This window comes from Aeromonas sp. R10-2 (genome assembly GCF_040908445.1).
Taxonomy (GTDB): Bacteria; Pseudomonadota; Gammaproteobacteria; order Enterobacterales; family Aeromonadaceae; genus Aeromonas; species Aeromonas veronii.
This window is the reverse complement of record NZ_JBFODS010000082.1, coordinates 1-26,017: the sequence shown is the minus strand read 5'-3', so window position 1 is coordinate 26,017 and position 26,017 is coordinate 1. Positions and strand designations below refer to the sequence as shown.

Genomic DNA, 26,017 nt, shown 5'->3' with positions numbered 1-26,017 from the left:
GGTAATCCCCCCATTTTTTGGAGCACTCAAAAGTAGAGGTCATGCGGCCTGTGCCAAGCGCTGTTTCGGCGTGTAGCCGCCCAGCGCCATATTGGGCCGCTCATGGTTATAAACCCACAGCCAGTTCGTGGCAAATTCCTGTAACTCATTCAGTGACTCAAACAGGTAATGGCCCAACCAGTCGTAACGCACAGTGCGGTTAAATCGCTCTATGTAGGCATTCTGCTGCGGGTTGCCTGGCTGGATATACCTCAGCGCAATCCTCTTCTGCTGCGCCCATTGCTTGAGCTCTTCGCTGATGTATTCCGGACCATTATCACAGCGGATTGCGGCTGGTTTGCCCCGCCACTCGATGACCTGCTCCAGCACCCGTTTGACTCGCGAGGCAGGCAAGGAAAAATCCACCTCGATGCACAGTGCTTCGCGATTGAAGTCATCGATCACATTAAACAACCGCACCGAACGACCATCGCTGAGCTGGTCATGCATAAAGTCCATCGACCAACAGTGATTCGGTTGGTCAGGGACTGCCAACGGCTCCGGCTTGGCGCGTACTAGCCGCTTCTTGGGTTTTATCCGCAGATTGAGCTCTAGCGCCCGATAGATCCGGTAGACCCGCTTGTGGTTCCAGCCAAAGCCTTTGACGTTACGCAGGTACAGGAAGCACAGTCCGAAACCCCAGTTGCGCTGGTTGGCGGTGAGGCGCAGTAGCCAGTCGGCAATCTCCTGGTTTTCATCAGCCAGCACGGGCTGATAACGGTAGCAACCCTCGCTCACCTTGAACACCTGGCAAGCCAGACGGATAGAAATGGCGTAATGAGCCACAGCCTTGGTCGCCATCTCCCTGCGGGCAGATGGCGTCACCACTTTTTTGCCATCGCCTCGGAGATGATCTCAGCCTTTAGGCGCTCCTCGGCATACATCTTCTTAAGGCGACGATTTTCCTCTTCCAGCTCTTTGAGGCGCGCCATGAGAGAGGCATCCATGCCACCGAATTTGGAGCGCCACTTGTAGAAGGTGGCGGAGCTGATGCCATGCTCACGGCAGAGCTCAGGGACGGGTGAACCAGACTCGGCCTGCTTGAGGATGGCGATGATCTGTGCATCGCTAAAGCGTGATGTTTTCATGTAGAACCTCCTGCGTTCAAGATACGAGAAAATTCTACTTATGAGCACCTCAGTTTTTCGGGGGGATTACCATCCCAATATCCTTTGCCACTTCAACCAGTAATGTGAGTTCAATAACTCCAGGAGATGCATATTGAATTCTTCTAACAACAGGTTGATCTTCTGGATGTACAAATTTACCTATAATACTAAAAAAACCGACAACGCTGCCCCCACCTAGCCAAGGCATTCGTTCAAATTCTAGACCTGAAAATCTACCTTCATCAATAGCTCTTAACGCATGAAAAAAACCATAAAGTTGTTGATACTCTTTTGTTAAAATAGAGAAATCCTCTAGTTTCCATCGTTCATCTAATATTATTTTAGACTGGCCTTTATTCATACTTGTAAGCCTCCGCTTGGATTGATATTTTAGGTGTTTAAACTATTGGTATTTTAATTGATTTAAATTTTACATCTGTGCACAAATAATAAAAAATTAGTTAATATAAAAGTAGTATGATTTATGCAAACGTAACATGTTTAAACGCTACCGCCCCCAAGTTACAGCCCCCGGTGCGCTGCTTTTAACCCATGATCTGTGGATAACACCCTTCTGACTGCGAAGGCTCATGGTGTGGCTCCGGGAGGGGCTTTGTGCCGCGCAACCATGATACCGATTGAAGCCGGTGGTGGAAGGTCTGAGGGGCGAGAATCAGTTCCGGATCAATAAATTAAAACAACTTGGGTGGCAGAAACGACAAGGCCCCCGAGGTTGGGGGCCTTGTGGTAGGGCCATCACTGGCGAGGCTGAGCAGGGCAATGCCGATCAGGGCAAGTCCAGGGTAAAGCGGGCGCCGCCGAGGGGGGATTCATCGACCCGGATCTGGCCGCCATAGCTGTGGACGATTTCGGTCACCACCGCCAGACCTATGCCCTGACCGGGTGAACTGTCTGCCCGCACACCGCGCTGGAAGATCTGCTCCGATTTGGCCGGATCGATTCCCGGGCCATCATCTTCCACTTCGATACGCAGCCGCTCGAGATGGCGGCGCACCGTCACCTTCACTTCGCTGATGGCAAACTTGCAGGCATTGTCGAGCAGGTTACCCATCAGCTCCATCAGGTCGCCCTGTTCGCCGTGGAAGAGGGCGTCATCGTCGAACTTGAAGTGGGTTTGCAGCTTTTTGTGGCGATAGACCTTGGTCAGGCTGGCCAGCAGTTTCTCGATCAGCGGCACTGGCTCGCTACCCTTGCTGGCAAGGCGCTGGCGGCCGGTCACGGCCCGTCTGAGCTGATACTGGATCATCTGATCCATGGTGAGGATCTGCTCGTTGATGTTGTCGTGGATCTCCCGCCCCAGCTTCACTTCGCGGGTGGTGATCTGGATCAGCGCCAGCCGGGTTTTCAGGCTGTGGGCGAGATCGTTGAGGGCGTGCTGGTAGCGCTGGGTCTGCTGGCGTTCGTTTTCCAGCAGTTGGTTGATGGAGTCGGTCAGCGGGGCTAGCTCCCGCTCAAAATCGCTTGAGAGGTCATCGCGCTTGCCGGCCCGGATATCGTCGATCTGACGGGCGATGGTGCGCAGGGAGCTGAGGCTCCAGAAGGTGGTGAGCAGCAGCAGCCCGGCCAGCAGCATATAGGCGAGCAGCGCCTGTTTGGCGGTCTGGTAGAGGTAGGTGCGGGACTCTTCGTGATAGCGTTTGGCCGAGTCGATCATCACCACGTAGTAGGCGGTGGTGCCGCTGCCGGGATTGCGGATAAACCGCAGGCTGTAGACGAAGTAGCTCTCGCCGTTCTTGATGGTGTGCTTCTTGAAGAAGTAGTCGAGATCCATCCCCCCCAGATACTTCATCAGATCGCCGCAGATAGTCTGTTTGGCCTTGATCACCTCCGGCATATGGAGGCTCGACCAGACCAGATCGCCATCGGCGCGGCAGATCAGGGTATCGAGGTTGCGATCCCCCGCACCACGGGATATCCGCCCCAGCTCGACGTTCGACCCCTTGTCATCCGGCTCGGTGGAGGAGAACAGCTTGGCCAGGTTCTCCTGCATCCGGGCGCTGGCCTTCTGGGTCTGCTCCTCGACGTGGCCGAGGTAGAGGGCGTAGACAGCAAACCCCATGATCAGCGCGATGACCAGCAGCGAGCTGAGCAGCAGTTTGATGTGCAGTGAGCTGCGGATCATCTTGATGGGGCGCGGCAGATGAAACTGCATCAGTTACAGGAGAGGTTGAAGATGTAACCCTGACGCCGGATGGTGGAGATGGGTTGAATTGTCCCTTCCGGATCCAGCTTCTTGCGCAGGCGGCTCACCATCACCTCGATGGTGTTGGGATCCCCTTCGCCGTCGCCGTAGAGCTGGTCGAGCAGTTGCTGCTTGGAGACCACCTGACGAGCGTTGCGCATCAGGTACTCCAGAATGAGGTATTCAAAGCTGGTGAGCACCGCCACTTCACCGGCGATGGTCAGCTCCTTGCGGGAGAGATCCAGCTCGTAATCACCGGCTTTCACCCTGGGCGAGATAAAACCGGCGCTACGGCGCACCAGCGCATTGAGTCGGGCCAGCAGCTCATCTTTCTGGAACGGTTTGACCAGATAGTCATCAGCACCTGCTTCCAGTCCTTCGACCTTGTCCTGCCAGTTGCCACGGGCGGTCAGCACAATGATGGGGAAGGGGATCTGCCGTTCGCGCAGTTGCCGGATCAGTTGCAGGCCGTCCATATCGGGCAGACCGAGGTCGATGATGGCCACATCAATGGGATAGTCGGCGGCGTAGTGCAGTGCAATCCCGGCCTGGTCGGTGCTGTAGACCTGATTGTCGGCTTCGGTCAGCAGAGAGGAGAGGTGGTGATTGAGCAGCTTGTCGTCTTCGACCAACAGAATTTTCATGATGTGAGCGGTCATAGGGATCCAGGCTGTCAATTAGAAAGTGTATGTCGCTTCGAGTCAATTCGAATCCTAATGCATCCCGGCTGTATCGGGACTGAATCAGCGGGACTTCAGAGTTCGCGCCAACTGGTCGTTTAACCATGGTCCGGGTTGTCGATGGCATGCTGGTCGGCAGCCATGCTGCGAAAGGTTTGATGTGATGAGAGAGATGGCCGGGAGGCTGCTGGCGCGACTGCAACAGCGTGAGCGCAGCGACCTCCTCTATATTGTCTGGCTCTGCTGGGGGGCAGCCTTGCTGCTCTACGTGCTGGGGTCGCCCTGTTTTCTGTGGCCAGTGGCGCCGATGCCGCTGGTTCTGCTTGTGTGGTTGGTGGAGAGAGTACGGATGTTTGGAAGAAACAAAGGTGGTGCGGTTACTGCGTCGGCCGGCGCCACTGTGATTGCAGCCGGTGCCCGCTTCAAGGGCGAGTTGCAGGTGGAGGGGGATCTGGAGGTGCGCGGTCAGATCAATGGCACCATCCAGCTCATCGGTGGTGTGCTGCGCATCATGCAGGGTGGTAGCGTTGAGGGGGAGGTAAGTGCGCCCCACGTGATCATCAATGGTCTGCTGGAAGGTACCTGTACCTCCGCTGAGGTGGAGATCCTGGAGAGCGGCAAGATGCAGGGGATCTTCAAGGGGGGCAGTCTCTCCATCTGCAAGGGCGGCAACTTTGTTGGCCAGTCCCAGCCCACCGTGGCCGGCAAGGCCGATCCTGTGTTGCAGGCCTTGTCTGAAAACAGTGCGTCCGGGAGCAAGCAGCCGGAGAACAAGAGCAATGTGAAAAAGCTGCCGCACGAGCCGAAAGGCAAGCCGACCGAGGAGCTGGCCAAGCAGGCGTGATGCCGTTTGCCAGCGGTGCAGATGACGGTTGTTCAGGAAAACAGAGAGGGGGCCACAATGGCCCCCTCTGCATTTCCTCGTTACCCGTTAGCTGCGGCGTGGCGGCAGCATATTGGTGAGGGTGTTGTCTTTGAGAATATGGTGGTGATAGAGGGCCGCCACCGTGTGCAGGCCGATCAGGGCGTAACCGATATTGCCCAGCGTCTCGTGCACCTCCTTGATCAGCCCCTTGAGGTCCGGACTGGGGGAGAGCAGAGCAGGCAGCTCAAGCCCGAAGAAGGGGATGGGTTTGCCCGCGGCGCTCAGCAGCAGCCAGCCAAACAGCGGGGTGAGAATGAGAAAACCGTAGAGGGCGAGGTGGGCCAGTTTTGCCAGCTTGTGCATGACCGGGGAGAGCTCGGGCACGATACGCGGCGTCGGGCTCATCCAGCGCAGCGCCAGTCTGACAAACACCAGGGCGAAGATAAGCAGCCCCAGCATAAAGTGCCACTCCTTCATCAAATCACGGCCAGGGTCCCCTTTAGGGAAAATATCGCGAAATTCGATCAGGGCGTAGACGGCGATCATGGCCCACAGGGTCAGCCAGTGCAGCCCGATATTCAGGGTGCCATAACGTTGTTCACTGTTCATCAGCATAGGTTTGTTCCTTCGAAGTGCTGTCACATCCGTGTGGTATCCCCGCACTCAAACGTGTCGGAGCGAGGCCAGATCCTTTGGTGGCAACAGCAGAGCTACCATGCTTGCCATACATCGATAGCCTGCTGCTGGCATCAGTCAGAGAGGAGATGCCCTCTGCTGTCTGCATGGTATCACTGGCAACCGGGTGGATAGTCTGATCAATGCCATACAATTTACAGGCTCATTAAGCCCCTTGTGACGTGAAGAAGGCGTGAAATAGCATCAGTGATGTCGGCCCGCCCAGGTTCAGGCGGGCTCGATGGCCAGCACCATGCAATCCGGCTCGCTGATGCGAAAACGGACGTTGCAGTCAAACAGCCGCACCCCGTACTCCTTCTCATCGGGCTTGCCCTTCTTGTAGGCGGGGCGCGGATCTTGCGCCAGCACTTCGCCCACCAGCTGGCGCAGCTCGGGGTGGGCCTTGAGCCAGGGTTGCAACTGCTGCTCTGCCTCGGCACTGAAGCTCACCGCCAGCGGCGGGGTGGGCGCGTCGGGGGCAAAACCACCACGGGCATCTGGCAGGCTATCGGCATAGGGAATATAAGGCTTGATATCGACGATGGGGGTGCCATCGAGCAGATCCACCGCCCCCAGCTCCAGCCACAGCTTGCCCCGCTCACGACCGATCCCGTGCAGCTCGACCACAGAGAGGCCAAGGGGATTGGGGCGGAAGGTGGAGCGAGTGGCAAAGACGCCGACCCGTTCGTTGCCGCCAAGGCGCGGCGGGCGCACTGTCGGGTGCCAGCCCTGCGCCATGGTCTGGTGAAAGACGAAGCTTAGCCACAGATGGGAGAACTGCTCGATGCCGCGCAGCACATCCGGCTGATCGTAAGGGGGGAGCAGCTCGAGGCAGGCGCGGGCCGATTTGACCAGACCGGGCTGGCGGGGGATGGCGAACTTCTCCTTGTAGGGAGAGCGGATGATCCCGAGGGTGTCGATTTCGAACTTCATGGCGGATCCTGACTGAAAACCCCGGCAATTTAGCACAGGCGGCCCCAAAACGCAGGCTTGGCCTCATTACGCCAATTTCTGTGGCGCTGCCGTGATCCCTGTCCCATCCCGGCCAGTCGGGGGCTGTGCCCGCGCGCCAAGTTGCGTAGGGTGGAGGCATTGGCGTGTCAGGATGAAATATGCGCACTCGCGCCGAAGGGGGAGGGAGAGGGATGAAATTGCTGATTATCGGTGGCACCGGCTTTTTGGGGCGCCACCTCACCGCGCTGGCGCTGGATTGGGGCCATGAAGTGACTCTGTTCAACCGTGGCCTGCACCAGCATCCGGACTGGCGCGATCTGGTGCAGCTCACCGGTGACAGGGACAAGAGCCTGAGCGCCCTGCAAGGGGCCGGGTTGCAGTGGGATCTCGTCATCGATACCTGCTGCTATCGCCCCGAGCAGGCGGCGAGCCTCTCGGCAGCTTTACTCGGGCGCTGCGCGCGGCTCATCTTTATCTCCACCATCAGCGTCTATCGCGATTTCTCAATGCCCGGGATGGATGAGTCGGCGCCGCTGCATGCTATCCCCGAAGGGGAAATGCCCACTGACTATGGCCCCCTCAAGGTGTTGTGCGAGCAGGAGTATCGCACCCGCTGGGGCGATCGGCTCTGCATCTTGCGCCCGGGCGTGCTGTGCGGCCCCCATGATCCTACCGGTCGCATGGCCTGGTGGATTAAGCGGGTGCTGCAGGGTGGGCCCTGGTTGTTGCCGGGCAGTGGCGAGGATCGCTTGCAGTATCTCGATGTGCGCGACTGCGCCGAGTTTGTGTTGCGCGCGGCCGAGCAGCAGTTGGGGGGCACATTCAACCTGCTCAAACCCGGTATTACCTTGAGTGACTGGCTGGAGCGGCTGAGCGCCCGGTTGCAGCCCACTCGCCCCATCCAGCCCGAGTGGCTGCCCTGGCCCACCCTGATGGCGGCCGGTATCGAGCCCTGGCAGAGCTATCCCACCCTGCTACCCTGCGCGCAGGCGGAATTTGCCGGTTACGGCTCTATAAGCGCCGAGGCGGCCATCGTTAAGGGATTGAACTTTCGGCCGCTGGAGGAGACCACCGCCGACCTTGCCAATTGGCTGGCCATCGAGCCTGCCGCCGGGGTAGCGGAGAATGCCATGACTCAGGCCGAGGAGACTTCGCTGCGGCAGCAGTTGCTGGAGCCCAGTCTGCATTAGGAGGGGGGCATCGAGCCGCTGCTGCCGAGCGTGGCGCGGCAGGTGTGAATACAACGAGAGAGGGCATCCCTCGGGATGCCCTCTCTGTCTATCAAATGCCTGATAACGGCTTAAGATCGGCTGACTCCATTTCCTATCGTATCGCTGTCGCTCACCGAGTTAGCGGATGGCGGCCCCCGCGGCTACCAGCAGCTCTTTCAAGATGGCGCGATGGCAGCGGGACTCCTGCTCGCAGTAGCAGCCCACCGAGAGGTTGGTGGTATGAGAGAGGGCGGCCAGCAGCGCCAGATCATGCCTGGCGGCAGGTTGCGCCATCTCGGCCTTGTACTGTTTGCCAAACGCCGCCCACTGGGCGGGCGTCTCGGCTGCCTGCCCCAGCTTCATGGTCTCGCTGCTGGGGGCCAGGTTGGGAAACCAGACATCGTACCAATGCTGGCTGGCAAATTCGCTCTTGGGTACGCCGCGGGGCGGGCGGCGCACCGTGCCGATCCGCAGCCCCTCATCGGGCAGGCGTGGGCTGCCAAGGCGAACGATAGCGAGGGCCATGACAGCGGGTTACTTTTCTTCGGCCACTTTCAGCGCCTGCCCGTAGCAGATCACCTGTTTCAGGCAGCCCGGGGTGTCGCTGAACTCGGCGCACTTGTCGATGGTGACGCCGTTGCCGCCCATGTCGGCGGCGCGGCGGCGGGCCAGGGTGCGCGCTTCACCGGCGTTGGGCACCGGCTGGTTGGCATCGGCCTGGCAGGATTCACCCTCGATGGTGCCGAGGTAGAGGTAGTTGAGGTCAGCCAGCTCATCCTGTTCATAGATGCGCACGCTACCGGGTTTGAAGTATTCGTCGAAGTTCTCTTTATCCAGATTGCTGTTGAAGGCGTAGTTGGCACAGCCGGAGGCAATCAGGGGCATCATCAGGATCAGGCGTTTCATCGTCTCGTATCTTGTCTCGGTGATGAGGACAGTAGAAATGCGCAGGCGCTCCATGTCGGCATCTTGTTGAATAATGAGGGGGACATTATAGGGGTCAGCCGCCTGCGGCGACCAGCCCCGTTTTGCGCCCTGTTGTCAGGGTGTGACGCCCATCAGGCTGATATCAAACCGGAGCCAGTCGCTGATAGAGGCTGCGGTAGTAATCATCCGCCAGCAGCTCGTTGTGAGGGGCGCAGAGGCGGATCTGTCCCTCTTCCATCAGGGCAATCCGGTCCATCTGCTCCATCCCCAGCAGACGGTGGGAGATAAGCAGCAAGGTGCGATCTGCCCCAAGCCGGAACAGCAGATCCATGATCTCCCGCTCGGTCTGGCTGTCTAGCCCTTCGGTCGGCTCGTCCAGTAGCCAGAGCGGCGCATCGTGCAGCAGGGCGCGGGCGATGCCGATACGGCGACGCTCACCACCGGAGAGGGGGCGGCCGCCGTCACCGAGCCAGGCGTCGAGGCCCGCCTCATCTTCCAGCAGATTGGCCAGTCCGACCTGGGTCAGCACCGCAATCAGCTGCTCGTCAGAGGCGGTCGGGGCGGCCAGTTTGAGGTTGCCCCGCAAGGTATCGGCAAACAGATGCACCCGCTGGCTCACCACCGAGATGGAGGCGCGCAGCGCCCCTTCGCTGTAGTCGGTGAGCGGTTTGCCACCCAGCAGGATTTTGCCTGCCTGCGGGCTCCACTCCCGGGTCAGCAGCCCCATCAGGGTCGATTTGCCGCAGCCGGTCTGGCCCAGCAGCGCCAGCTTTTCACCGGCGTGCAGTTGCAGGGTGCAGCCACGCAGCACCGGCTGGGGGTTGCCGGGGTAGCCAAAATAGAGGTCATTGATCTGCAGCGCACCAACGGTGGCATGGGTCTGTTCGTCGCCCCACACGGGGGCTTTGGCCTCTTGCAGGATCTCGTTCAGGCGGCGTGCCGAGGTAAGGCTGGTGGAGAGGTGCTGGAAAGCCCCCGCCAGTGGCATCAGTGCCTCGAAGCTTGCCAGGGTGGCAAAGACCATCAATGCGGTAATGGGGTCGGGCGTAGCACCCGCTACCCCATGACCGGCCAGCCAGAGCATCAGGGTCAGGGTCCAGCCGCTCAGCAGTTGCACCGAGAAGTTGGCCAGCCCGCTCACCTTGGCCATCCGGGCCTGCGCGACGAGCAGCGCCTGTTCGGCTTGTTGCAGCTCAACCAGCGCCTTGGGGGCGGCGGCAAACATCTGCAGCTCGGCCTGACCATCCAGATAGTCCACCATCCGGGTACGCAGGGTTGATTTTTCCGCAATCAGCGCCTGACCGGGGCGACGGCCGAGGAAGTAGAACACCAGCGGCAGGGCAATCATGCCAAACAGCAGAATGGCTCCCAGGGTGAGGGCGAGGCGACTGTCGAAAAACGACAGGAAGAAGACCAGTCCGGCGGTGCTGAGCAGGGCCGCGCCTATGGGGGTGATCAGCCGCAGGTAGACGTGGTCCATCGCATCGATGTCGGCCACTAGTCGATTGAGCAGATCCGCCTGACGGAAACCGGCCAGGGTACCGGTGGAGAGCGGCGAGAGTTTCTGCCAGAACCAGACCCGCAGTCGGGTCAGCACCCGGAAGGTGGCGTCGTGGCTCACTACCCGCTCACCCCAGCGACCGGCTGTGCGGACGATGGAGAAGAAGCGCACTCCGCCTGCGGGGGTCATGTAGTTGAAGCTGTCGCGGCTGGCGACCGCCATCCCCGCTACGGCGGCGGCGGAGAGGAACCAGCCGGAGAGCGACAGCAGCCCCATGCCGGCTACCAGAGTCACCAGCGCCAGCAGCAGACCGAGGGAGAGGCTGAGCCAGTGTTGGCGGTAGAGGCGCAGAAATGGCAACAGATCACTCATCGAGAGAACCTCCGGAACGTTGGGAGAGCAGGCGGGCAAAAGGCCCATCCGCCTGACTCAATTGTTGGAAGCTGCCTTGCTCCACCAGCTGGCCGTGGGCCAGCACCAGGATCTTGTCCATCTTGGTGAGCTGGTCGAGGCGGTGGGTGATCATCAGCAGGGTCTGGCCAGCCATCACCTGCTCAATGGTGGTCATGATGGCGCGTTCGGAGTGGCGATCCAGACTGGCGGTCGGTTCATCGAGCACCATCAGCTGGGTTGATTTGAGCAGGGTTCGTGCCAGGGCGAGGCGCTGTGCCTGACCGACCGAGAGGCCGCCTGCCTGATCGCCGACCGGATAGTCGAGCCCCTTCTCCATGGCAAATTCCCACGCCTGTGCCCGTTTCAGGGCATCTTCCAGCTCGGCATCGCTGGCCGTTGGCTTGGCCAGCAGCAGGTTGTCACGCAAGGAGGCGTGGAACAGCTGCGGGTTTTGCGAGAGCCAGCCCAGTTGCAGGCGCCATTGGCTCATGTCGAGGGTGGTGAGTTCCTGTCCGTTGACCTTGAGCTCACCGCGATAGGGGGCAAAGCCGAGCAGGGCGTTGACCAGCGAGCTCTTGCCTGCACCGCTGACGCCGATGAGGGCGGTGCGTGAACCTGCTTCCAGGGTGAAGTCGATGGGGCCGACCAGCACCTTGCCCTCGGCGCTCAGCACTTCAAGACCTTTGGCTTCAACCTTGACCGGGCTGTCGGCATGGAAGGGCGCCGTGCCTGCGGCCGGTTCGCTCACCTCGGCTTCGAGGAATTCAAGCAGCTGCTCTGCAGCGCCGATAGCCTGCGCTTTGGCGTGGTAGTGGGCACCCAGTTCCCGCAGCGGGGCGTAGAACTCTGGGGCGAGAAACAGCACGAACAGACCGGTAAAGAGGGTGACCTTGACCCCATAGCTACCAAAGTTCAGATGGTCGATATAAGAGAAGCCGAAGTAGACGGCGACCAGCGCGACTGAAATGGCGGCGAAGAACTCCAGCACGGCGGTGCTCAAAAATGCCAGGCGCAGCACCTCCATGGTGCGCTCGCGAAAATCTTCCGAGGCGTCGCGAATGGCGTCACCTTCCGCCTGGGTACGCATAAAGAGTTGCAGCGTGCGCAGACCTTTCAGGCGATCGAGGAAGTGGCCGGAGAGGCGAGCCAGCGCCTGAAAGTTGCGGCGGTTGGCATCGGCGGCGCCCACACCCACCAGGATCATAAAGATGGGGATGAGGGGCGCAGTGCCGAGCAGGATCAGACCTGCCGCCCAGTTGACCGGGAATACAGCCACCAGAATGACCACCGGAATAAAGACGGCGATGGCCATCTGTGGCAGATAGCGGGAGAAGAAATCCTGCATGTTTTCAATCTGTTCCAGCAACAGGCTGGCCCAGCTACCGGCCGGACGGCGCTGAATATAGGCAGGGCCGAGGCGACTTAAGCGAGTGAGCACCAGCTGGCGGATGGTCTGGCGCACCGCGCTGCCCGCCTTGAAACTGGCCACTTCGCGGCCATAGGCCAGAGCTGCCTTGCCAAGCGTCACCAGCAGCAGGGTAATAAAGAATGTGATGGATTGCTCAGGCGTGGAGCCTTCGATGATAAAGCCGTGCAACAGGATCGCTAGCAGCCAAGCTTGCGCCACCATAAGAATGCCCTGGCCAAGGCCAAAAGCGATGGATATCGTGATCCAGCGGCGACCGTGACTCGATTGCTTGCGCAACCAGCCATAGAGACGTTTTTGCGTTTTTTTATCCATTACCACCATCCTCGCGTCGAGTGGCGCAAGACTATCCTTGCCGTTTGGCCTTGGCAACCTTGTAAATTATCTGTGTTGAAAATGTTTGATTGAAAAAGCAACCGTCTGTTCAATCCTTGTCCGAACAGATTGATTTATTGAAAAAAGTGGCAAAGGCGCCATTGCGCTCGGCGGCAAAATGCATATAGTAGGAGCCCTGACGCGGGTGTAGTTCAATGGTAGAACGGTAGCTTCCCAAGCTGCATACGTGGGTTCGATTCCCATCACCCGCTCCAAATTTCAGATGCAAGGCGGGCATCGTATAATGGCTATTACCTCAGCCTTCCAAGCTGATGATGCGGGTTCGATTCCCGCTGCCCGCTCCAGCTTCAAAACAAAAAGCCCACTCCAGCGAGTGGGCTTTTTGTTTTTCATCTGCCTTGTGCGGCGTTCGACGTCACGCTCACCGTTTCTCAGCTTTAAGGCAAACCGCAGAGACAGAAAAGGCGCCCGAGGCGCCTTTTCAGATCAACAGCGTCGAGGGAGCTTATTCCTGCTCCAGCTCACCACAGAAACGGTAGCCTTCACCGTGGATGGTGGCGATGATCTCCGGAGTATCGTTGACGCTTTCGAAGTGCTTGCGAATGCGACGGATGGTCACATCGACGGTACGGTCATGCGGCTTGAGCTCACGGCCGGTCATCTTCTTCAGCAGCTCGGCACGGGTCTGGATCTGGCCCGGGTTTTCGCAGAAGTGCAGCATGGCGCGGAACTCGGAGCGCGGCAGCTTGAACATGTCGCCAGTCGGGCTGACCAGTGCGCGGCTGTTGATATCCAGCGCCCAGCCGTTGAACAGGTAGCGCTCAACCAGCTTCTTCTCTTCGCCACCGGCAGCCACGTTCATGGTGCGGCTCAGCAGGTTGCGGGCACGGATGGTCAGCTCACGGGGGTTGAACGGCTTGGTGATGTAATCATCGGCGCCGATCTCCAGACCCAGGATCTTGTCCACTTCGTTGTCACGACCGGTCAGGAACATCAGGGCGATGTTGTCGTTCTCACGCAGCTCACGGGCCAGCAGCAGGCCGTTCTTGCCCGGCAGGTTGATGTCCATGATCACCAGATTGATGGTGTGGGAAGTGAGGGCTTGGTGCATTTCGTCGCCGTTGTTGGCTTCGAGCACGATGTAGCCTTCGGCTTCAAAAATGCTTTTCAGGGTATTGCGTGTGACCAGCTCGTCTTCGACGATCAGAATGTGTGGTGTTTGCATGAGTATTCCCAGATTCTTATCAGTTAATTATCTTAAATTTAACACTCTTTGGCGTTTCAAACCGATTTCCTGACTGATCCTGAAAATTTATTACGTCATCCTGGGTATGAGAGTCAGGTCGGAATATCGCGAATTAGGCATCAGTACCGGCAAGTATCCCTGTGCCACTTATAGGTTCCCGACAAGTCTGGTCGAGCAGAGCCTGGAAAGGTCGTCCATTACGAAAGTGGCCGCATTTTATCAGTTAACAGGAGCATAACAACACTCTTTGCCGTCAGATAGCAACTTTTTAACTCTGATTTGATATAGGTCAAACCCTGGTACAGCTGCATCATACTTGGCCTGAACCGGGTTTTCGCCCCTACAAAATGTAATGGAATGTAACATGTGATTGACATGAATTTGTGGGAAAACTACAAGAAAATCTGCTTTATCGCGCCATTTGAGCCACCAGGCTGGTCTGCCTTTGCCATCATCACAGCCTGGAATCCGGCCAGCCAGTGGGTCACACAACGACGCAATATGCGGCGGGAACGGGCGCTGTGGCGCCATCTGACCGTGGATTTGCAGGTGCCCGTGGTGGGGCCATTTTGGGGAGCTGACCCGGACGAACGCTGGCAGGAGTCATCGCTGGCGGTGGCGCTATCTCTGCCACAAGCCCGTCAGCTGGCTGCCCGTTTTGGCCAGAATGCTCTCTACTGGGTGGAGGGTGGCCAGCTCTGGCTGATACCGGTATTGACGGATAAATCAGCAGTTTGTCTGGGCAATATTGAATCCTTCTGGATTGCCAGAAACCTTGCCTGATGAAAGAATAAACACCTTCATGTATCTGAAAGGAATCAAATCATGCTGGATCTCCTGCCCGACCTCTGCGATCAACATGGCGACTTGCTGCAAGTGGCCGACCCGGTGTTTCAGGATTTTGGCGGCAAGGCCCTCTTTTATGGTCGCGCCGTAACGCTCTCCTGTTATGAAGACAACAGTCTGGTGCGGGATCTGGTGACCCGCCCCGGTCACGGCAAGGTGATGGTGATCGACGGCGGCGGTTCGCTGCGCCGTGCGCTGCTTGGCGATCAACTGGCGGTCAAGGCGGTGGAGCAGGGGTGGGAGGGGATCCTGATCCACGGCGCGGCGCGGGATGTGGGCACCCTGGCGACACTGGCTCTCGGGGTCAAGGCGTTGGCCGCCTGTCCGGTCAAGACCGAGAAGCGGGGATTGGGTGAGCTGGGGGCCGTGGTCAGCTTTGCCGGGGTGACCATCCACGAAGGGGATTATGTCTATGCGGATCGCAACGGCGTGGTGGTGAGTGCCACGCCGCTGATCTGATTCAGAAGTTGAAACCGACCCCCAGGCTCAGCGCCTGATCAGCAGTGATGGCGCTGACCCCGTAGTTGGCGGTGAGGGAGAGTCTGGGGGTCAGCAGCAGGCTGGAGTTGAGCTCCAGCAGGGTGCTGGCCTTGTTGAGATCGAGATGCTTGATCTGGCTGCCGATATTGAATGCCGGAGAGAGCTGGTAGCGTACCCCCGAACTCATATTGAAACCGGATGTGCGATTCTGATCCGCCACCGCCGGGCCCGCTTCCATAAAGAGGGTCACATCATCCACCACCGGATATTGATAGCCGCTATTGACCAGCCAGAGATCAAAACTGTCGCTGTGATGGCTATGGTCATTGAGCAGCACACCCGAGTAACTTTTGACATAGAGAGACGGGTTGGATTGCGGCTGAACCACAGCCCAGTCGGCGGCCTGTACGGCCATGCTGGCGCAGGTTGCAAGCAGTGTGATGATGAGTGATTTGACCATTCGTTTCCCCTCACTGGGTCCGGAACTGAGCCTAAGCATGGCACATGCCAGCTGGTAGTAAAGTGAAGGGAGATCACAATAAAATCCTTTGGCATGGGCGCCAGCCATGATAAACAGGCTGCCGTATTGATGGCTCTAATCATTAAGAGGTGAATCCATGAACAAGAAACTGACTCTGCTGGCCGCGCTGGCACTGGGAGGCTGCGCAATGGCAACAGGTTCCAGCATGGCTCAACTGCAGGCATCCAGCTGGCAGCTGCAAGGCGCCACCGGCGATACCTTCACCCTGCAAGTGGTCGACGGCAAGGTGGCGGGCAAGGGCGGCTGCAACCGCTATTTTGGCGGTATCACCAAGCAGGGTGACGGTGTCTTGACGCTGGGCGCCATGGGCTCCACTCGCATGATGTGCATCGGCGACGCCATGAACAAAGAGACCGAGTTCCTGCAAAAGCTGGAGAAGGTGGCAACCTACTCCATCAACGGCAACCAGCTGACTCTGAGCGATGCCAACAAGGCGGCCCTGCTCACCTTTAACGCGGTGCCTGCTGCCAAATAAGGCACGCGTTTGTCTGATTGCCCCGACTGCGCTGACTGTGCTGGCGGGTCAAACGCTCTGATACGCCCTCCCTCTGGAGGGCGTCTGTTTATCTGCAATGAACCCTGTGTGGTCGTCCGCTACTGTTGTTCACTCGTCGCCCCCTTTCTGCCCGGTTTGATGCCAGCACCTCGGATCTTCGTTTCAGTACGTATCTTGATCATTTCAATAATTCTTGTATAGTTGAAATGAAAGGTCGCACCAAGGGGAGTGAAGATGAACAAAGAGATGGCCACCAAGGTCTTTGAATCGCTGGCATCCGGCATCCGGCTCGATGTGTGGCGGCTGCTGGTGAAGGCCGGGCTGGAGGGGCGGGTCGCCGGTGAACTGGCCAGCGAGCTCGATATTGCCCCCAATACCCTCTCGTTTCACCTCAAGGCGATGCTCAACACCGGTCTGCTGTCGGTGGAGCAGGAGGGGCGCTTTCTGCGCTACCGCGCCAATATTCCCCTGATGCTGGATGTGATCGCCTACCTTACCGAGGAGTGCTGCGCCGGTCATCCTGAGGCGTGCGGCGTGATGCGTGCCGAGTCAGCCTGCTCCCCCCATGTTCTGCCTGCGCAGCCCTGCTGCAACAAGGAGTAATGCCATGTCCTCCATTCAGATTTTTGATCCCGCCCTCTGCTGCTCCAGCGGTGTCTGCGGTACCGAGGTTGATCAGGCACTGGTCACCTTCGCAGCCGACCTCGCCTGGGCCAAGGAGCAGGGCGTTGCCATTGAGCGTTTCAATCTGGCCCAGCAGCCCATGCAATTTGCCGAGACACCTGCCGTCAGTGCTTTTCTGACCCATGCCGGGGAGGAGGGGTTGCCACTGGTGCTGGTGGAAGGACAGGTGGTGTTGACCGGCCGTTATCCGAGCCGCAGCGAGCTGGCCCGTTATGCCGGGCTGCCTGCGCCGCAAGCGGCCATCAAGGGGATCGTCAAAGGCGGCTGCAGCTCTGGCAGTGGTTGCTGCTGAGTCGTGACGCACCATTCGGGAGAGGCTATGTATCATTTTCTGACCAATCCACCGCCGTTTCTCTTTTTCACCGGCAAGGGCGGGGTGGGCAAGACCTCGCTGGCCTGCGCCAGTGCGGTGGCGCTGTGTGATATTGGCAAGCGGGTGCTGCTGGTGAGCACAGATCCTGCCTCCAACGTAGGGCAGGTGTTTGCCACCGAGATCGGCAATCGGGTCACCGCCATCGCCGCGGTGCCCGGTTTGTCGGCGCTGGAGATAGATCCCCCCGCGGCGGCCAAAGCCTATCGGGAGCGGATCGTCGGGCCGGTGCGAGGCAAGTTGCCCGAGAGCGTGGTGCGCAGCATCGAGGAGCAGCTCTCCGGCGCCTGTACCACCGAGATCGCCGCCTTTGACGAATTCACCGCGCTGCTGACCGACCAAACGCTGCTGGCCGAGTATGACCACATCATCTTTGATACGGCCCCAACCGGCCACACCATCCGGCTGCTGCAACTACCGGGGGCCTGGAGCGAATTTCTGGAGCAGGGTAAGGGGGATGCCTCCTGCCTCGGCCCGCTGGCGGGGCTGGAGAAACAGCGCAGCCAGTATGGCGAGGCGGTTGCCGCCCTGGCTGATGCTGCTCGCACCCGGTTGGTGCTGGTGGCACGCGCCCAGCAATCCACTTTGAGAGAAGTGGCTCGCACCCACGAGGAGCTGGCCGCCATCGGTTTGCTGAACCAGCAACTGGTGATCAATGGCCTCTTCCCCGAAGGCGCAATTGCCGGAGATCCGCTGGCAATGGCGCTCTGGCAGCGTGAGCAACAGGCTCTCGCGCAGATGCCGCAGGGAATAAAGGGGCTGGCGCAGGATCATATCCCGCTGCTGGCCACCAATATGGTGGGGGTCGAGAGCCTGCGCCAACTGCTGCAACCACAGGATGCTGGTGAGCAGGCACCACTGGCAACGTCAGCCCATCAGCCAGCCCAGCCCGAGTTGAGTTCGCTGGTGGATGAGCTGGCCGCCGATGGTCACGGCCTTATCATGCTGATGGGCAAGGGTGGGGTGGGCAAAACCACGCTGGCGGCCGCCGTGGCGGTGGAGCTGGCGAGCCGCGGTTTGCCGGTGCACCTCACCACCTCGGATCCCGCCGCGCATCTGAGCGAGACGCTGGCAGGTAGCCTGCATCATCTGGAGGTGAGCCGCATCGACCCCCACGCCGAGACCGAGCGTTACCGCGCCCAGGTGCTGGCCACCAAGGGGGCTGCGCTGGACGAGCAGGGGCGGGCACTGCTGGAGGAGGACTTGCGCTCCCCCTGTACCGAGGAGATCGCCGTTTTTCAGGCCTTCTCGCGCATTATTCGCGAGGCGGGCAAGCGCTTCGTGGTGATGGATACCGCACCCACCGGCCACACCCTGCTGCTGCTCGACGCCACCGGCGCCTACCACAGGGAGATCGCCCGCCAGATGGGAAACAAGGGACTGCACTTCACCACCCCCATGATGCAGTTGCAGGATCCCAAACAGACCAAGGTGTTGATTGTGACGCTGCCCGAGCCGACGCCAGTGCAGGAGGCTGCCAATCTGCAGGCCGATCTGCGCCGGGCCGGCATCGAGCCCTGGGGCTGGCTCATCAACCACAGCTTGCAGCAAGCCGCGGTCAGCTCACCGCTGCTGCAACTGCGGGCCGAGCGCCAGTTGCCCCATATCGAAGCGGTCGAGCAGCAACACGCCAGCCGCTACGCCGTGGTGCCACTGCTCGCCGAAGAGCCGGTGGGGCCCGATGCCCTGCGCCGCCTCTGCCAGCACCATTGAGTCGTCGCCCCGGTCTGCTGCCTGGGCGGCTTGAATATGCCGTTACTTGTTATAAACCCGTGTTTTGAACCAATAGAAGATGCGGAATTGCGCCGCATCGGGAGCTGTGATGTCTGCAACATGTGATGCCAAGGCCGTGCCTGCCATCGGCTTTTTTGAACGTTATCTGACCGCCTGGGTCGCCCTCTGCATTCTGGTGGGGATTGGGCTTGGGCAGGGGTTGCCGGATCTCTTCAAGGCGATCGGCGCCATGGAGGTGGCCAAGGTCAACCTGCCGGTGGGGCTGCTGATCTGGGTGATGATCATCCCCATGCTGCTCAAGATCGACTTTGGTGCCCTGCATCAGGTGAAGGGCCACATGAAGGGTATTGGGGTCACCCTCTTTATCAACTGGCTGGTCAAGCCCTTCTCCATGGCCTTCCTCGGTTGGCTCTTTATCCGCGTGCTGTTTGCCGACTGGCTGCCGGCTGATCAACTCGACAGTTACGTAGCGGGCCTGATCCTGCTGGCGGCGGCCCCCTGCACCGCCATGGTGTTTGTCTGGAGTCGCCTTACCAACGGCGATCCCTACTTCACTCTGTCGCAGGTGGCGGTGAACGACCTCATCATGGTGTTTGCCTTCGCGCCGCTGGTGGCGCTGCTGCTCGGGGTCTCCAGCATCATAGTGCCGTGGGATACCCTGCTTACCTCTGTGGTGCTCTATATCGTCATCCCGGTCATCATCGCCCAACTGCTGCGCAAGGCTTTGCTGAAAAAGGGTGAGGCCCATTTTGATGGCGTCATGACCCGCATCCAGCCCTGGTCGGTGGCGGCCCTGCTGCTCACTCTGGTGCTGCTGTTTGCCTTTCAGGGCAACGCCATCATTGAGCAGCCGCTGGTTATCGCCCTCTTGGCGGTGCCCATTCTGATCCAGGTGCTGTTCAACTCAGGGCTGGCTTACTGGCTCAACCGCAAGGTGGGGGAGAAGCACTCGGTTGCCTGTCCTTCCGCCCTGATCGGCGCCTCCAACTTCTTCGAACTGGCGGTGGCCGCCGCCATCAGCCTGTTCGGCTTTCACTCCGGCGCGGCGCTCGCCACCGTGGTCGGGGTGCTGATCGAGGTGCCGGTCATGCTGCTGGTGGTGCGGGTGGTTAACGCCAGCAAACCCTGGTACGAAGCGGGGCTAAGCCGTTAACTGATGGCTGCTAACAGATGGCCGCGAACTGATGCTATCCATTTTCTATTCACTTGATTAATGAGAGACACGCAAATGAGTGCAATCACCATCTATCACAACCCGGAATGTGGTACCTCCCGCAATACCCTGGAGCTGATCCGCAACAGCGGCGTGGAACCCACGGTCATCCACTATCTGGAGACGCCCCCCTCCCGTGACCAGCTGGTGGCGCTGATCACCGCCATGGACATGCCGGTGCGCGATCTGCTGCGCAAGAACGTGCCACCCTACGAGGCGCTCGGTCTGGCGGAAGATCGTTTCAGTGATGAATCGCTTATCGATGCCATGCTGGCCCACCCCATCCTCATCAACCGCCCCATCGTGGTCACGCCGCTTGGCACCAAACTGTGCCGCCCGTCGGAAGTGGTGCTCGATATTCTGCCCGATCAGCAAAAAGGGGCCTTCGCCAAGGAGGATGGCGAGCAGGTGGTGGATGCGAGCGGCAAGCGCCTCAAGTAATCATCTGAGTACTCAAGTACGGATTGAAACAGGGCCAGCTTCACGCTGGCCCTGTTTCGTTGTGTGAACAAGTTGAAAAAGTTACTCCGGCCAATCGTTTTACCGCTTTTTCTGTGACGATGATCACTGTACCATCGCCGCCCGACCTGCCACCCGGCCGCATCTCCCCCTGCGACGGCGCTGGCGTCACCCGATACATGCTGTCACCCGGAACGTGAATGACCCCAGGATGGGACCCGCCACTAACCTGTAGGTTTGTGGTCTGCGTGTCGCGTGGGTCGGCACTTCTCCCGCCGGATCGCCCGCGACGCCTGTCTGCAGACTTGCCATATGAAACTCCTCTCTTCATAGGTGCAAGATGACACTGTTATTGAGTCTGGTCGGTATGCTGGCCCTGATGTTTATCGCCTGGCTGGCGAGTGAAAACCGCCGAGCCATCCGCTGGCGAACCGTGCTGGGTGCACTCGCCCTGCAAACCGGTTTTGCTGCCCTGGTGCTCTATTTCCCCCCCGGACAAATCATGCTCGGTGCCATGAGCAATGGCGTCTCCGCCCTGCTCGGCTTTGCCGACAGCGGCATCCGTTTCGTGTTTGGCGATCTCGCCAGCAACGGCTTTATCTTCGCCGTGCGGGTGCTGCCGCTGGTGATCTTTATCAGCGCGCTGATCGCCGTGCTCTACCACTTCGGCATCATGCAGTGGGTGATCAGGGTACTGGGCGGCGCCATTCACCGTCTGCTCGGCACCAGCCGCGCCGAATCCCTGGTGGCCACCGGCAATATCTTCCTCTCGCAAGGGGAGTCGCCGCTGCTTATTCGCCCCTTCCTTGCCGGTATGACCCGCTCCGAACTCTTTGCGGTGATGACCTGCGGCATGGCCTCGGTGGCGGGTTCGGTGCTGGGCGGTTACGCCGGTCTGGGTGTGGATCTGAAATACCTCATCGCCGCCTCCTTTATGGCGGCGCCGGGTGGCCTGCTGATGGCCAAACTGCTGGTGCCGGAACAGCAGCAGGTGAGCGATCAGACCGAGATCACCCTCGACAAGAGTGACTACAGCAACGCCATCGACGCACTGGCGGGCGGCGCCATGGGCGGCATGAAGATCGCCGTGGCCATCGGCACCATCCTGCTCGCCTTTGTCAGCGTCATCACCATGATCAACGCCGGTCTCACCACCATAGGCGAGTGGTTCGGCTGGGCCGATCTCTCCTTGCAGCAGTTGCTTGGCTATCTGTTTGCTCCGGTGGCTTGGCTGATTGGCGTACCTGCCAGCGAGATGATGGCGGCTGGCTCCCTGATCGGTCAGAAGGTGATCATGAACGAGTTCGTCGCCTATCTGGACTTTGCCAATATCAAGGCCGATCTGAGCGCCCACACCCAGATCATCATCACCTTCGCGCTGTGCGGTTTCGCCAATCTGGGCTCCATTGCGGTGCAGCTTGGCTCCATCGGCACCATGGCGCCGGAACGCCGTCACGATGTGGCCAATATGGGCTTCAAGGCGGTGCTGGCGGCGACCCTCGCCAACCTGATGAGCGCCACCCTGGCCGGGATCTTTGTCTCCCTCTGATGAGATAAAGCCAGGCTGCGCCAGTAAAAAAGCGCCCGCCCCATGTGGGGCGGGCGCTTTGCTTTATGGGGCTTTATGGGCAGGGTGCTAGCGAGCGTTCGCTTCCCCCAGCCGTGGGTTGAGGGAGAGGATACGGGTCTTGCTGACCCGGTGGCGATAGATCTCCCGCAGATAGAGCAGCGCCTTTTTCACCGATTCACGACTGAGGCGAATATCGTTGATGGAGACGAACTTCTCTTTCTCGCGGATAAGCTCCCGATATTTCTTCTCATACATGGGCTTGATAGCGTACCAGTTGGTATCGAGGATCTTGGCCGGGTTCTCGAACTCGTTGAGCATGCTGTCGAGCAGCGCATCGTTCCACTCCTCATTGCAGATCATCTCGATCACCGCCTTGTCCAGATGCTCATCGAAGCGATAGTGATCCTTGGCAAAGCAGCGCTTGATAAAGGCCACGATCAGGGTCAGGAAGTCATCGCTCAGGCAGGGGCTCTTGACGATCAGGGTGGTGAGGGAGATGTTGGCCGACGCCCCGATGACCAGCGCATAGCGCTTGAGGGTGGTATTGGGGAAGAGCCCGTTGAGGTGAGACTTGAGCCGGTTGAGATCCATATAGGAGAGCTTGTACTCCTTGGGCAGGGAGATGATCGACACCACCGATGAGCAGTTCTTGAAGAAGTGCAGCTCGTTGAGGTGGGCCGGGTCATGGCCGCTTTTCACATAGTCGTCCAGATACTCCCGATAGTTGCCCGCCTCGATGGGCAGCAAACTGATCCCCTCGATGGCCTGGGTCATCTTGTTGAAGTGGGGCAGCTCGATGGAACGGGTGAAGAGATCGTCCACATTGAGCCCGCCCTCCTTGTCAAACAGGCCGCCGGGGGGCGAGATGGACTCGGCATACGCCACCGCCACCGGCCCCGCCAGACTCATAAAGAGGTCGTTGGCATCGAGCCGAATGGTCTCGCTGATGTCGATGCCCGCCCGGCGAAAGTAGTTCTCGTCGTAGTCGGTGGTGACGGCCTGGGCGGTAAGAATGTTGAAGATCTGCTGGGAGATGTACTGGTTGGCGTACTTCTCCATGGTGTTGACATCAACATGCTGGATCTCGCCATCGTCGCTCTCTTCGGCGTAGCGCATGATGTCGTTGGAGATCAGCATCATGGCATTCCAGGGCCTGATCCGCTTGAGCATGCTGGCATCGCATGCCTGCTCGTTGTCGAAGTGATAGGAGAAGTCCCACTCCTCGGCCAGATACTTGCACAGCAGGCGCCCCGCGTTGATGTGCAGGGCTTCCGAGATCTCGATACCCCGATCACAGATATTGGGCAGGATGCAGATGCCGCTGGTGAAGATGGGATCGAACATGAAGTGCTCCCCGAGGGAGAGGTGCTCCTCCTCTTCTGACGGGGGTGAAAAGGTCTTGCTCATGTAGGAGTACTGCTGGGCCAGCCCGAACTCGGAGGCCATGCCGGAGCCGGTGCCGCCCCCGGCACTGAAGATGTAGAAATAGAGGCGGGACTGGTTGGCCTTGATGCCGCAGGAGTCCACCAGATAGGTATGAATGGCCTGCCACTCGGAGTTGGCGAAGTAGTGGGGACTCTTGTTGAGGATGATCTTGGCCAGATACTGGCCAAGGATGGGGGCGTTACCCGCGCCTCCCGCGTGGATCTCCGACAAGTCCATCACCCGCATCTTGGCGTAATCACGCAAGGAGCCACCTTCGCCGCTGCGATTGGAGTGGCGGATACGGCCATCGATGTCCTTGTCCAGATCCCCCAGCATCACCATGGGCTCGATCAGAAAGACCGGCCGGGCCCCGTTGTTTGGCAGTCGCAGGTTGCGCCGGATCCAGCTAACCGGACCAAACTCCTTCTCCCGCTTTCGTTGCTCTTCACTATTGAACTCATTGAGATAAAAGCTGCGGGCGTTGTAGACCAGCGAGGCCACATCTTGCGCGATGTTGGAGCCGCAGCGTCCCAGCCCCACCAGACAGACGGACGGAAAGTTGTGGGGTACGGCGGCGCCCGTTTCGCTCTCTCCGATGGCGGCCGGAAACACCGCGTGGCGCAGCTGTTCCAGATTGGCGAGAATGCGGGCCAGATCCCCTTCGGTGTAGTAGAGGTAACGGTTGCCTGCGTCCTGCTCATCATCCGTGTTGATAGGTAGCAGATCGATATGCTCGGTCATGAAAAAAGATCCCTCTTGGCGGCGAATGTATATAAATCAGCAGCTTTGGACTGCCCGGTAACTCTAGATGATAAAAAGCGGGGGCGTGGTGAGCGGAGGGCGAGAGTTGTGACTGTGTGATCATGGGCACAGCAACATCCCGGAAATCTGCCGGTACCCCGCACTGGACGGATGGGGCAACAGCGCCCCATTCCCCTGAAAAGGGGGACGACCAGACTCAACGACGTGTTGGCCGCGTGCCGGATTATCCCGCTCTGAGCGGCCTGTTTCCCTTGCACTGGCGTGGTGGAATAAACACGAAAAAGAATTTTTAGATTGGTTTTGGTATTTCCAATCGATTATTTGATTGGGCAGTAACGGCATTAGCGGTGTCAGATTAGGGGAGCAGGTTGGCCAACGCGCCGTCAGCCAGTCTTTACGCGGTCACACAAGGAGACACTCTGATGGAAACACTTGACCAGAAAATCGACACCATGCGAGAAGCATTTATGCAGCAGGAGCGCAAACAGGCCCACGACAAGTGGCAAGCCAGGGTCGAAGAGCTGCTACAGATACGGGGTGAGGAGAGACAACCGGAGGAGCAGGAAGAGTAGTGCTCGCTCCCGGGCGAAAGTTGAGGTAGCGAACCCTTCGTATCGGCTACCCGTTATCTACCACCGATAAAAAACCACCGACCTTTGCAGGTCGGTGGTTTTTTATGGATAGCAGCTGATTGGGTGGCCTGACTTCCGGGCCGAGCAATGGGGTCACATCCAGGGGCGTAGGGACGCGACGACTTCGAATGGGTGACGGGCTCTTCGGAGAGCAACTCGTTAACGAGCCCAACGGCTAAATGAATATTGGACTCCATCTTGTCGCCGTCCACCGCATTCTCTTTCCACGATTCGGGGGCTTCGGGGTGTGGCCCGGAAACGGCCACCTTGCCTTTGCCGTATGAGCTGATCAGCGCGGCAATCTGATGGTTTTGAAAATGGGCGATGACCTTGACCTGCTCGGGGCTTGGCACCGGCGTAAATTGCGGGCCGGCTTGGTAATACATCTGGCGCTCTTCACCAAGCCAGCTGATCGGGAAGATCCTGGCGCTAAAGTCGCCGTCATAATCATCGGATGTCGCAGGAACAAGGCCCAGCGCCGGCACAAAGCCCTCTTCTTCAGACCAGCCGGTAGATGCCACAAAGGCACCCCCACAGATCCCAGGGCGGGATCGCACTTTGTTAATGAAATTTGAACAGGCAGATCGTCTGTGATCTAATCGCGTCTCCATGCAGGAGGCACGCGCTATGACGTTGATTGAACACCTTACCCTTGTCGAAGAAACTCGCTCTGAGATCAATCGTAAACATAACCTGGTTGATGTCATGTTCCTTGTCATCAGTGCCATCATGAGTGGTGCCGAGGGCTGGAATGACATCGAAACCTATGGCGATTCAAAGATCGATTGGCTCCGTCAGCATCGCCCCTTTGCCAACGGCATCCCGCGGCGTCACACGGTTGCCCGCATTCTGCGCTGCATTGTCATCGATACCTTGCTTGAAGCGTTGCTGTGCTGGGTCAATGAACAGCGCACTCATCAGGGCAAACCCATCATTGCCTTTGATGGCAAGGTGTTACGCGGCTCCTTTCGGGGAAATGCCAAGGATGCGCTTCAGTTGGTCACGGCTTACGATACCGAAAATGGGCTGGTGTTAAGCCAGAAAGCAACCCCTAACAAGAAGGGGGAAATCGAAACCGTCAAAGATATGCTGGACATTCTTGAGCTAAAAGGAGCCGTTGTCACACTCGATGCGTTGCATTGTCAGCGTGAGACACTGGAGAAAATCAGCGAGAAGAAGGCTCATGTAGTGGTACAGGTCAAGAATAATCAACCGAAGCTGTATCAAGCGGTTCAATCGC

Annotated in this window: 25 protein-coding genes, 2 tRNA genes and 2 pseudogenes; 15 read left to right on the top strand and 14 right to left on the bottom strand. The window is 59.1% G+C overall.

The genetic code is table 11. The annotated features are described in order from the left end of the window. Positions 1–39: 39 nt before the first annotated feature. The 4 genes from AB5Y97_RS16255 to AB5Y97_RS16240 all read right to left on the bottom strand — a co-directional run bounded on the left by AB5Y97_RS16255 (position 40) and on the right by AB5Y97_RS16240 (position 3,995). Positions 40–1,127 (bottom strand): IS3-like element ISAs22 family transposase gene (locus tag AB5Y97_RS16255; RefSeq protein ID WP_088821966.1). Its coding sequence is split into 2 segments (ribosomal slippage): positions 40–875 and positions 875–1,127, totalling 1,089 coding nucleotides; the frame shifts between segments, so codons are not numbered across the junction. A 49-nt stretch (positions 1,128–1,176) separates the two neighbouring features. After that, entirely contained in the window at positions 1,177–1,509 is a 333-nt protein-coding gene (locus tag AB5Y97_RS16250) for a hypothetical protein (protein WP_368158474.1), read from the bottom strand. Positions 1,510–1,935: 426 nt separating this feature from the next. Then, positions 1,936–3,321: an ATP-binding protein gene (locus AB5Y97_RS16245; RefSeq protein WP_368158472.1), complete on the bottom strand. Its 1,386-nt coding sequence runs from the start codon at positions 3,319–3,321 to the stop codon at positions 1,936–1,938. Further along, positions 3,321–3,995: a response regulator transcription factor gene (locus tag AB5Y97_RS16240; protein ID WP_041201856.1), complete on the bottom strand. Its 675-nt coding sequence runs from the start codon at positions 3,993–3,995 to the stop codon at positions 3,321–3,323. Before AB5Y97_RS16240 ends, AB5Y97_RS16245 begins: the two co-directional genes overlap by 1 nt. A 199-nt stretch (positions 3,996–4,194) precedes the next feature. On the opposite strand from AB5Y97_RS16240, the gene AB5Y97_RS16235 reads away from it, so the two are divergent. Then, complete coding sequence (locus AB5Y97_RS16235; protein ID WP_368158470.1) at positions 4,195–4,875, top strand: polymer-forming cytoskeletal protein; 681 nt, start codon at positions 4,195–4,197, stop codon at positions 4,873–4,875. Positions 4,876–4,962: 87 nt separating this feature from the next. On the opposite strand, the gene AB5Y97_RS16230 is transcribed toward AB5Y97_RS16235, so the two are convergent. Together AB5Y97_RS16230 and tsaA are read right to left on the bottom strand one after the other, a co-directional pair. Then, a complete protein-coding gene (locus AB5Y97_RS16230; protein ID WP_064341216.1) occupies positions 4,963–5,511 on the bottom strand; it encodes a cytochrome b in 549 nt (182 codons plus the stop codon). A 288-nt stretch (positions 5,512–5,799) separates the two neighbouring features. Then, on the bottom strand, positions 5,800–6,504 hold the full coding sequence (gene tsaA, locus AB5Y97_RS16225) for a tRNA (N6-threonylcarbamoyladenosine(37)-N6)-methyltransferase TrmO (RefSeq protein ID WP_368158467.1): 705 nt from the start codon (positions 6,502–6,504) through the stop codon (positions 5,800–5,802). 212 nt (positions 6,505–6,716) lie between these two features. On the opposite strand from tsaA, the gene AB5Y97_RS16220 reads away from it, so the two are divergent. Continuing rightward, positions 6,717–7,715 carry an NAD-dependent epimerase/dehydratase family protein gene (locus tag AB5Y97_RS16220; RefSeq protein WP_368158465.1) on the top strand — a complete coding sequence of 333 codons (999 nt, stop codon included), beginning with the start codon at positions 6,717–6,719 and terminating at the stop codon, positions 7,713–7,715. A gap of 159 nt (positions 7,716–7,874) precedes the next feature. On the opposite strand, the gene AB5Y97_RS16215 is transcribed toward AB5Y97_RS16220, so the two are convergent. The 4 genes from AB5Y97_RS16215 to cydD all read right to left on the bottom strand — a co-directional run bounded on the left by AB5Y97_RS16215 (position 7,875) and on the right by cydD (position 12,298). After that, complete coding sequence (locus AB5Y97_RS16215) at positions 7,875–8,261, bottom strand: DUF488 domain-containing protein (protein ID WP_058057756.1); 387 nt, start codon at positions 8,259–8,261, stop codon at positions 7,875–7,877. A gap of 9 nt (positions 8,262–8,270) precedes the next feature. Beyond that, positions 8,271–8,642 (bottom strand): Rcs stress response system protein RcsF, encoded by a 372-nt coding sequence (gene rcsF / locus AB5Y97_RS16210; protein WP_013723982.1) that lies wholly within the window; start codon positions 8,640–8,642, stop codon positions 8,271–8,273. Between the two features lie 163 nt (positions 8,643–8,805). Further along, positions 8,806–10,536: a cysteine/glutathione ABC transporter ATP-binding protein/permease CydC gene (gene cydC, locus AB5Y97_RS16205; RefSeq protein ID WP_368158463.1), complete on the bottom strand. Its 1,731-nt coding sequence runs from the start codon at positions 10,534–10,536 to the stop codon at positions 8,806–8,808. Beyond that, a complete protein-coding gene (gene cydD, locus AB5Y97_RS16200; protein WP_368158461.1) occupies positions 10,529–12,298 on the bottom strand; it encodes a cysteine/glutathione ABC transporter permease/ATP-binding protein CydD in 1,770 nt (589 codons plus the stop codon). Before cydD ends, cydC begins: the two co-directional genes overlap by 8 nt. Positions 12,299–12,499: 201 nt before the next feature. On the opposite strand from cydD, the gene AB5Y97_RS16195 reads away from it, so the two are divergent. Then, positions 12,500–12,573 (top strand) — tRNA-Gly (locus tag AB5Y97_RS16195). A 15-nt stretch (positions 12,574–12,588) separates the two neighbouring features. Continuing rightward, a tRNA-Gly gene (locus AB5Y97_RS16190) sits at positions 12,589–12,663 on the top strand. A gap of 161 nt (positions 12,664–12,824) precedes the next feature. Here AB5Y97_RS16190 and arcA read toward each other — a convergent pair. Further along, positions 12,825–13,544, bottom strand: coding sequence for a two-component system response regulator ArcA (gene arcA, locus AB5Y97_RS16185; protein ID WP_005338193.1), 720 nt, complete (start codon positions 13,542–13,544; stop codon positions 12,825–12,827). A 396-nt stretch (positions 13,545–13,940) separates the two neighbouring features. Between arcA and AB5Y97_RS16180 the strand changes: the two genes are divergently transcribed. Then, a complete protein-coding gene (locus AB5Y97_RS16180) occupies positions 13,941–14,348 on the top strand; it encodes a DUF3293 domain-containing protein (protein ID WP_368158459.1) in 408 nt (135 codons plus the stop codon). Between the two features lie 42 nt (positions 14,349–14,390). After that, on the top strand, positions 14,391–14,870 hold the full coding sequence (locus AB5Y97_RS16175) for a putative 4-hydroxy-4-methyl-2-oxoglutarate aldolase (protein ID WP_005338188.1): 480 nt from the start codon (positions 14,391–14,393) through the stop codon (positions 14,868–14,870). Between the two features lies 1 nt (position 14,871). Here AB5Y97_RS16175 and AB5Y97_RS16170 read toward each other — a convergent pair whose 3' ends face one another. After that, positions 14,872–15,351 (bottom strand): hypothetical protein, encoded by a 480-nt coding sequence (locus AB5Y97_RS16170; RefSeq protein WP_362784290.1) that lies wholly within the window; start codon positions 15,349–15,351, stop codon positions 14,872–14,874. A gap of 157 nt (positions 15,352–15,508) precedes the next feature. Between AB5Y97_RS16170 and AB5Y97_RS16165 the strand changes: the two genes are divergently transcribed. The 7 genes from AB5Y97_RS16165 (at position 15,509) to AB5Y97_RS16135 (ending at position 21,937) form a co-directional block, all read left to right on the top strand. Beyond that, the gene (locus AB5Y97_RS16165; protein WP_005359119.1) at positions 15,509–15,907 is read left to right on the top strand and encodes an META domain-containing protein; all 399 of its coding nucleotides are present in this window, start codon (positions 15,509–15,511) and stop codon (positions 15,905–15,907) included. A 255-nt stretch (positions 15,908–16,162) separates the two neighbouring features. Continuing rightward, positions 16,163–16,531 carry a helix-turn-helix transcriptional regulator gene (locus AB5Y97_RS16160; protein WP_005338181.1) on the top strand — a complete coding sequence of 123 codons (369 nt, stop codon included), beginning with the start codon at positions 16,163–16,165 and terminating at the stop codon, positions 16,529–16,531. A gap of 4 nt (positions 16,532–16,535) precedes the next feature. Beyond that, positions 16,536–16,904, top strand: coding sequence for an arsenite efflux transporter metallochaperone ArsD (gene arsD, locus AB5Y97_RS16155; protein ID WP_368158456.1), 369 nt, complete (start codon positions 16,536–16,538; stop codon positions 16,902–16,904). 27 nt (positions 16,905–16,931) lie between these two features. Then, positions 16,932–18,695: an arsenical pump-driving ATPase gene (gene arsA / locus AB5Y97_RS16150; RefSeq protein ID WP_368158455.1), complete on the top strand. Its 1,764-nt coding sequence runs from the start codon at positions 16,932–16,934 to the stop codon at positions 18,693–18,695. Positions 18,696–18,804: 109 nt separating this feature from the next. Then, positions 18,805–19,869, top strand: a complete 1,065-nt coding sequence (gene arsB, locus AB5Y97_RS16145; RefSeq protein ID WP_005338173.1) for an ACR3 family arsenite efflux transporter — start codon at positions 18,805–18,807, stop codon at positions 19,867–19,869. Positions 19,870–19,944: 75 nt separating this feature from the next. Continuing rightward, complete coding sequence (gene arsC, locus AB5Y97_RS16140; RefSeq protein ID WP_368158453.1) at positions 19,945–20,370, top strand: glutaredoxin-dependent arsenate reductase; 426 nt, start codon at positions 19,945–19,947, stop codon at positions 20,368–20,370. Between the two features lie 358 nt (positions 20,371–20,728). Then, positions 20,729–21,937, top strand: coding sequence for a NupC/NupG family nucleoside CNT transporter (locus AB5Y97_RS16135; protein WP_139406085.1), 1,209 nt, complete (start codon positions 20,729–20,731; stop codon positions 21,935–21,937). Positions 21,938–22,024: 87 nt separating this feature from the next. On the opposite strand, the gene AB5Y97_RS16130 is transcribed toward AB5Y97_RS16135, so the two are convergent. Then, positions 22,025–24,124, bottom strand: coding sequence for a hypothetical protein (locus AB5Y97_RS16130; protein WP_368158451.1), 2,100 nt, complete (start codon positions 24,122–24,124; stop codon positions 22,025–22,027). Between the two features lie 443 nt (positions 24,125–24,567). On the opposite strand from AB5Y97_RS16130, the gene AB5Y97_RS16125 reads away from it, so the two are divergent. After that, positions 24,568–24,717: a hypothetical protein gene (locus AB5Y97_RS16125; protein ID WP_005338159.1), complete on the top strand. Its 150-nt coding sequence runs from the start codon at positions 24,568–24,570 to the stop codon at positions 24,715–24,717. A 182-nt stretch (positions 24,718–24,899) separates the two neighbouring features. On the opposite strand, the pseudogene AB5Y97_RS16120 reads toward AB5Y97_RS16125, so the two are convergent. Beyond that, a pseudogene (locus AB5Y97_RS16120) lies at positions 24,900–25,319 on the bottom strand (BPL-N domain-containing protein); the annotation flags it as partial. Positions 25,320–25,404: 85 nt separating this feature from the next. Between AB5Y97_RS16120 and AB5Y97_RS16115 the strand changes: the two are divergent. Beyond that, positions 25,405–26,017 (top strand): annotated as a pseudogene (locus AB5Y97_RS16115) (ISAs1-like element ISAs1 family transposase); the annotation flags it as partial.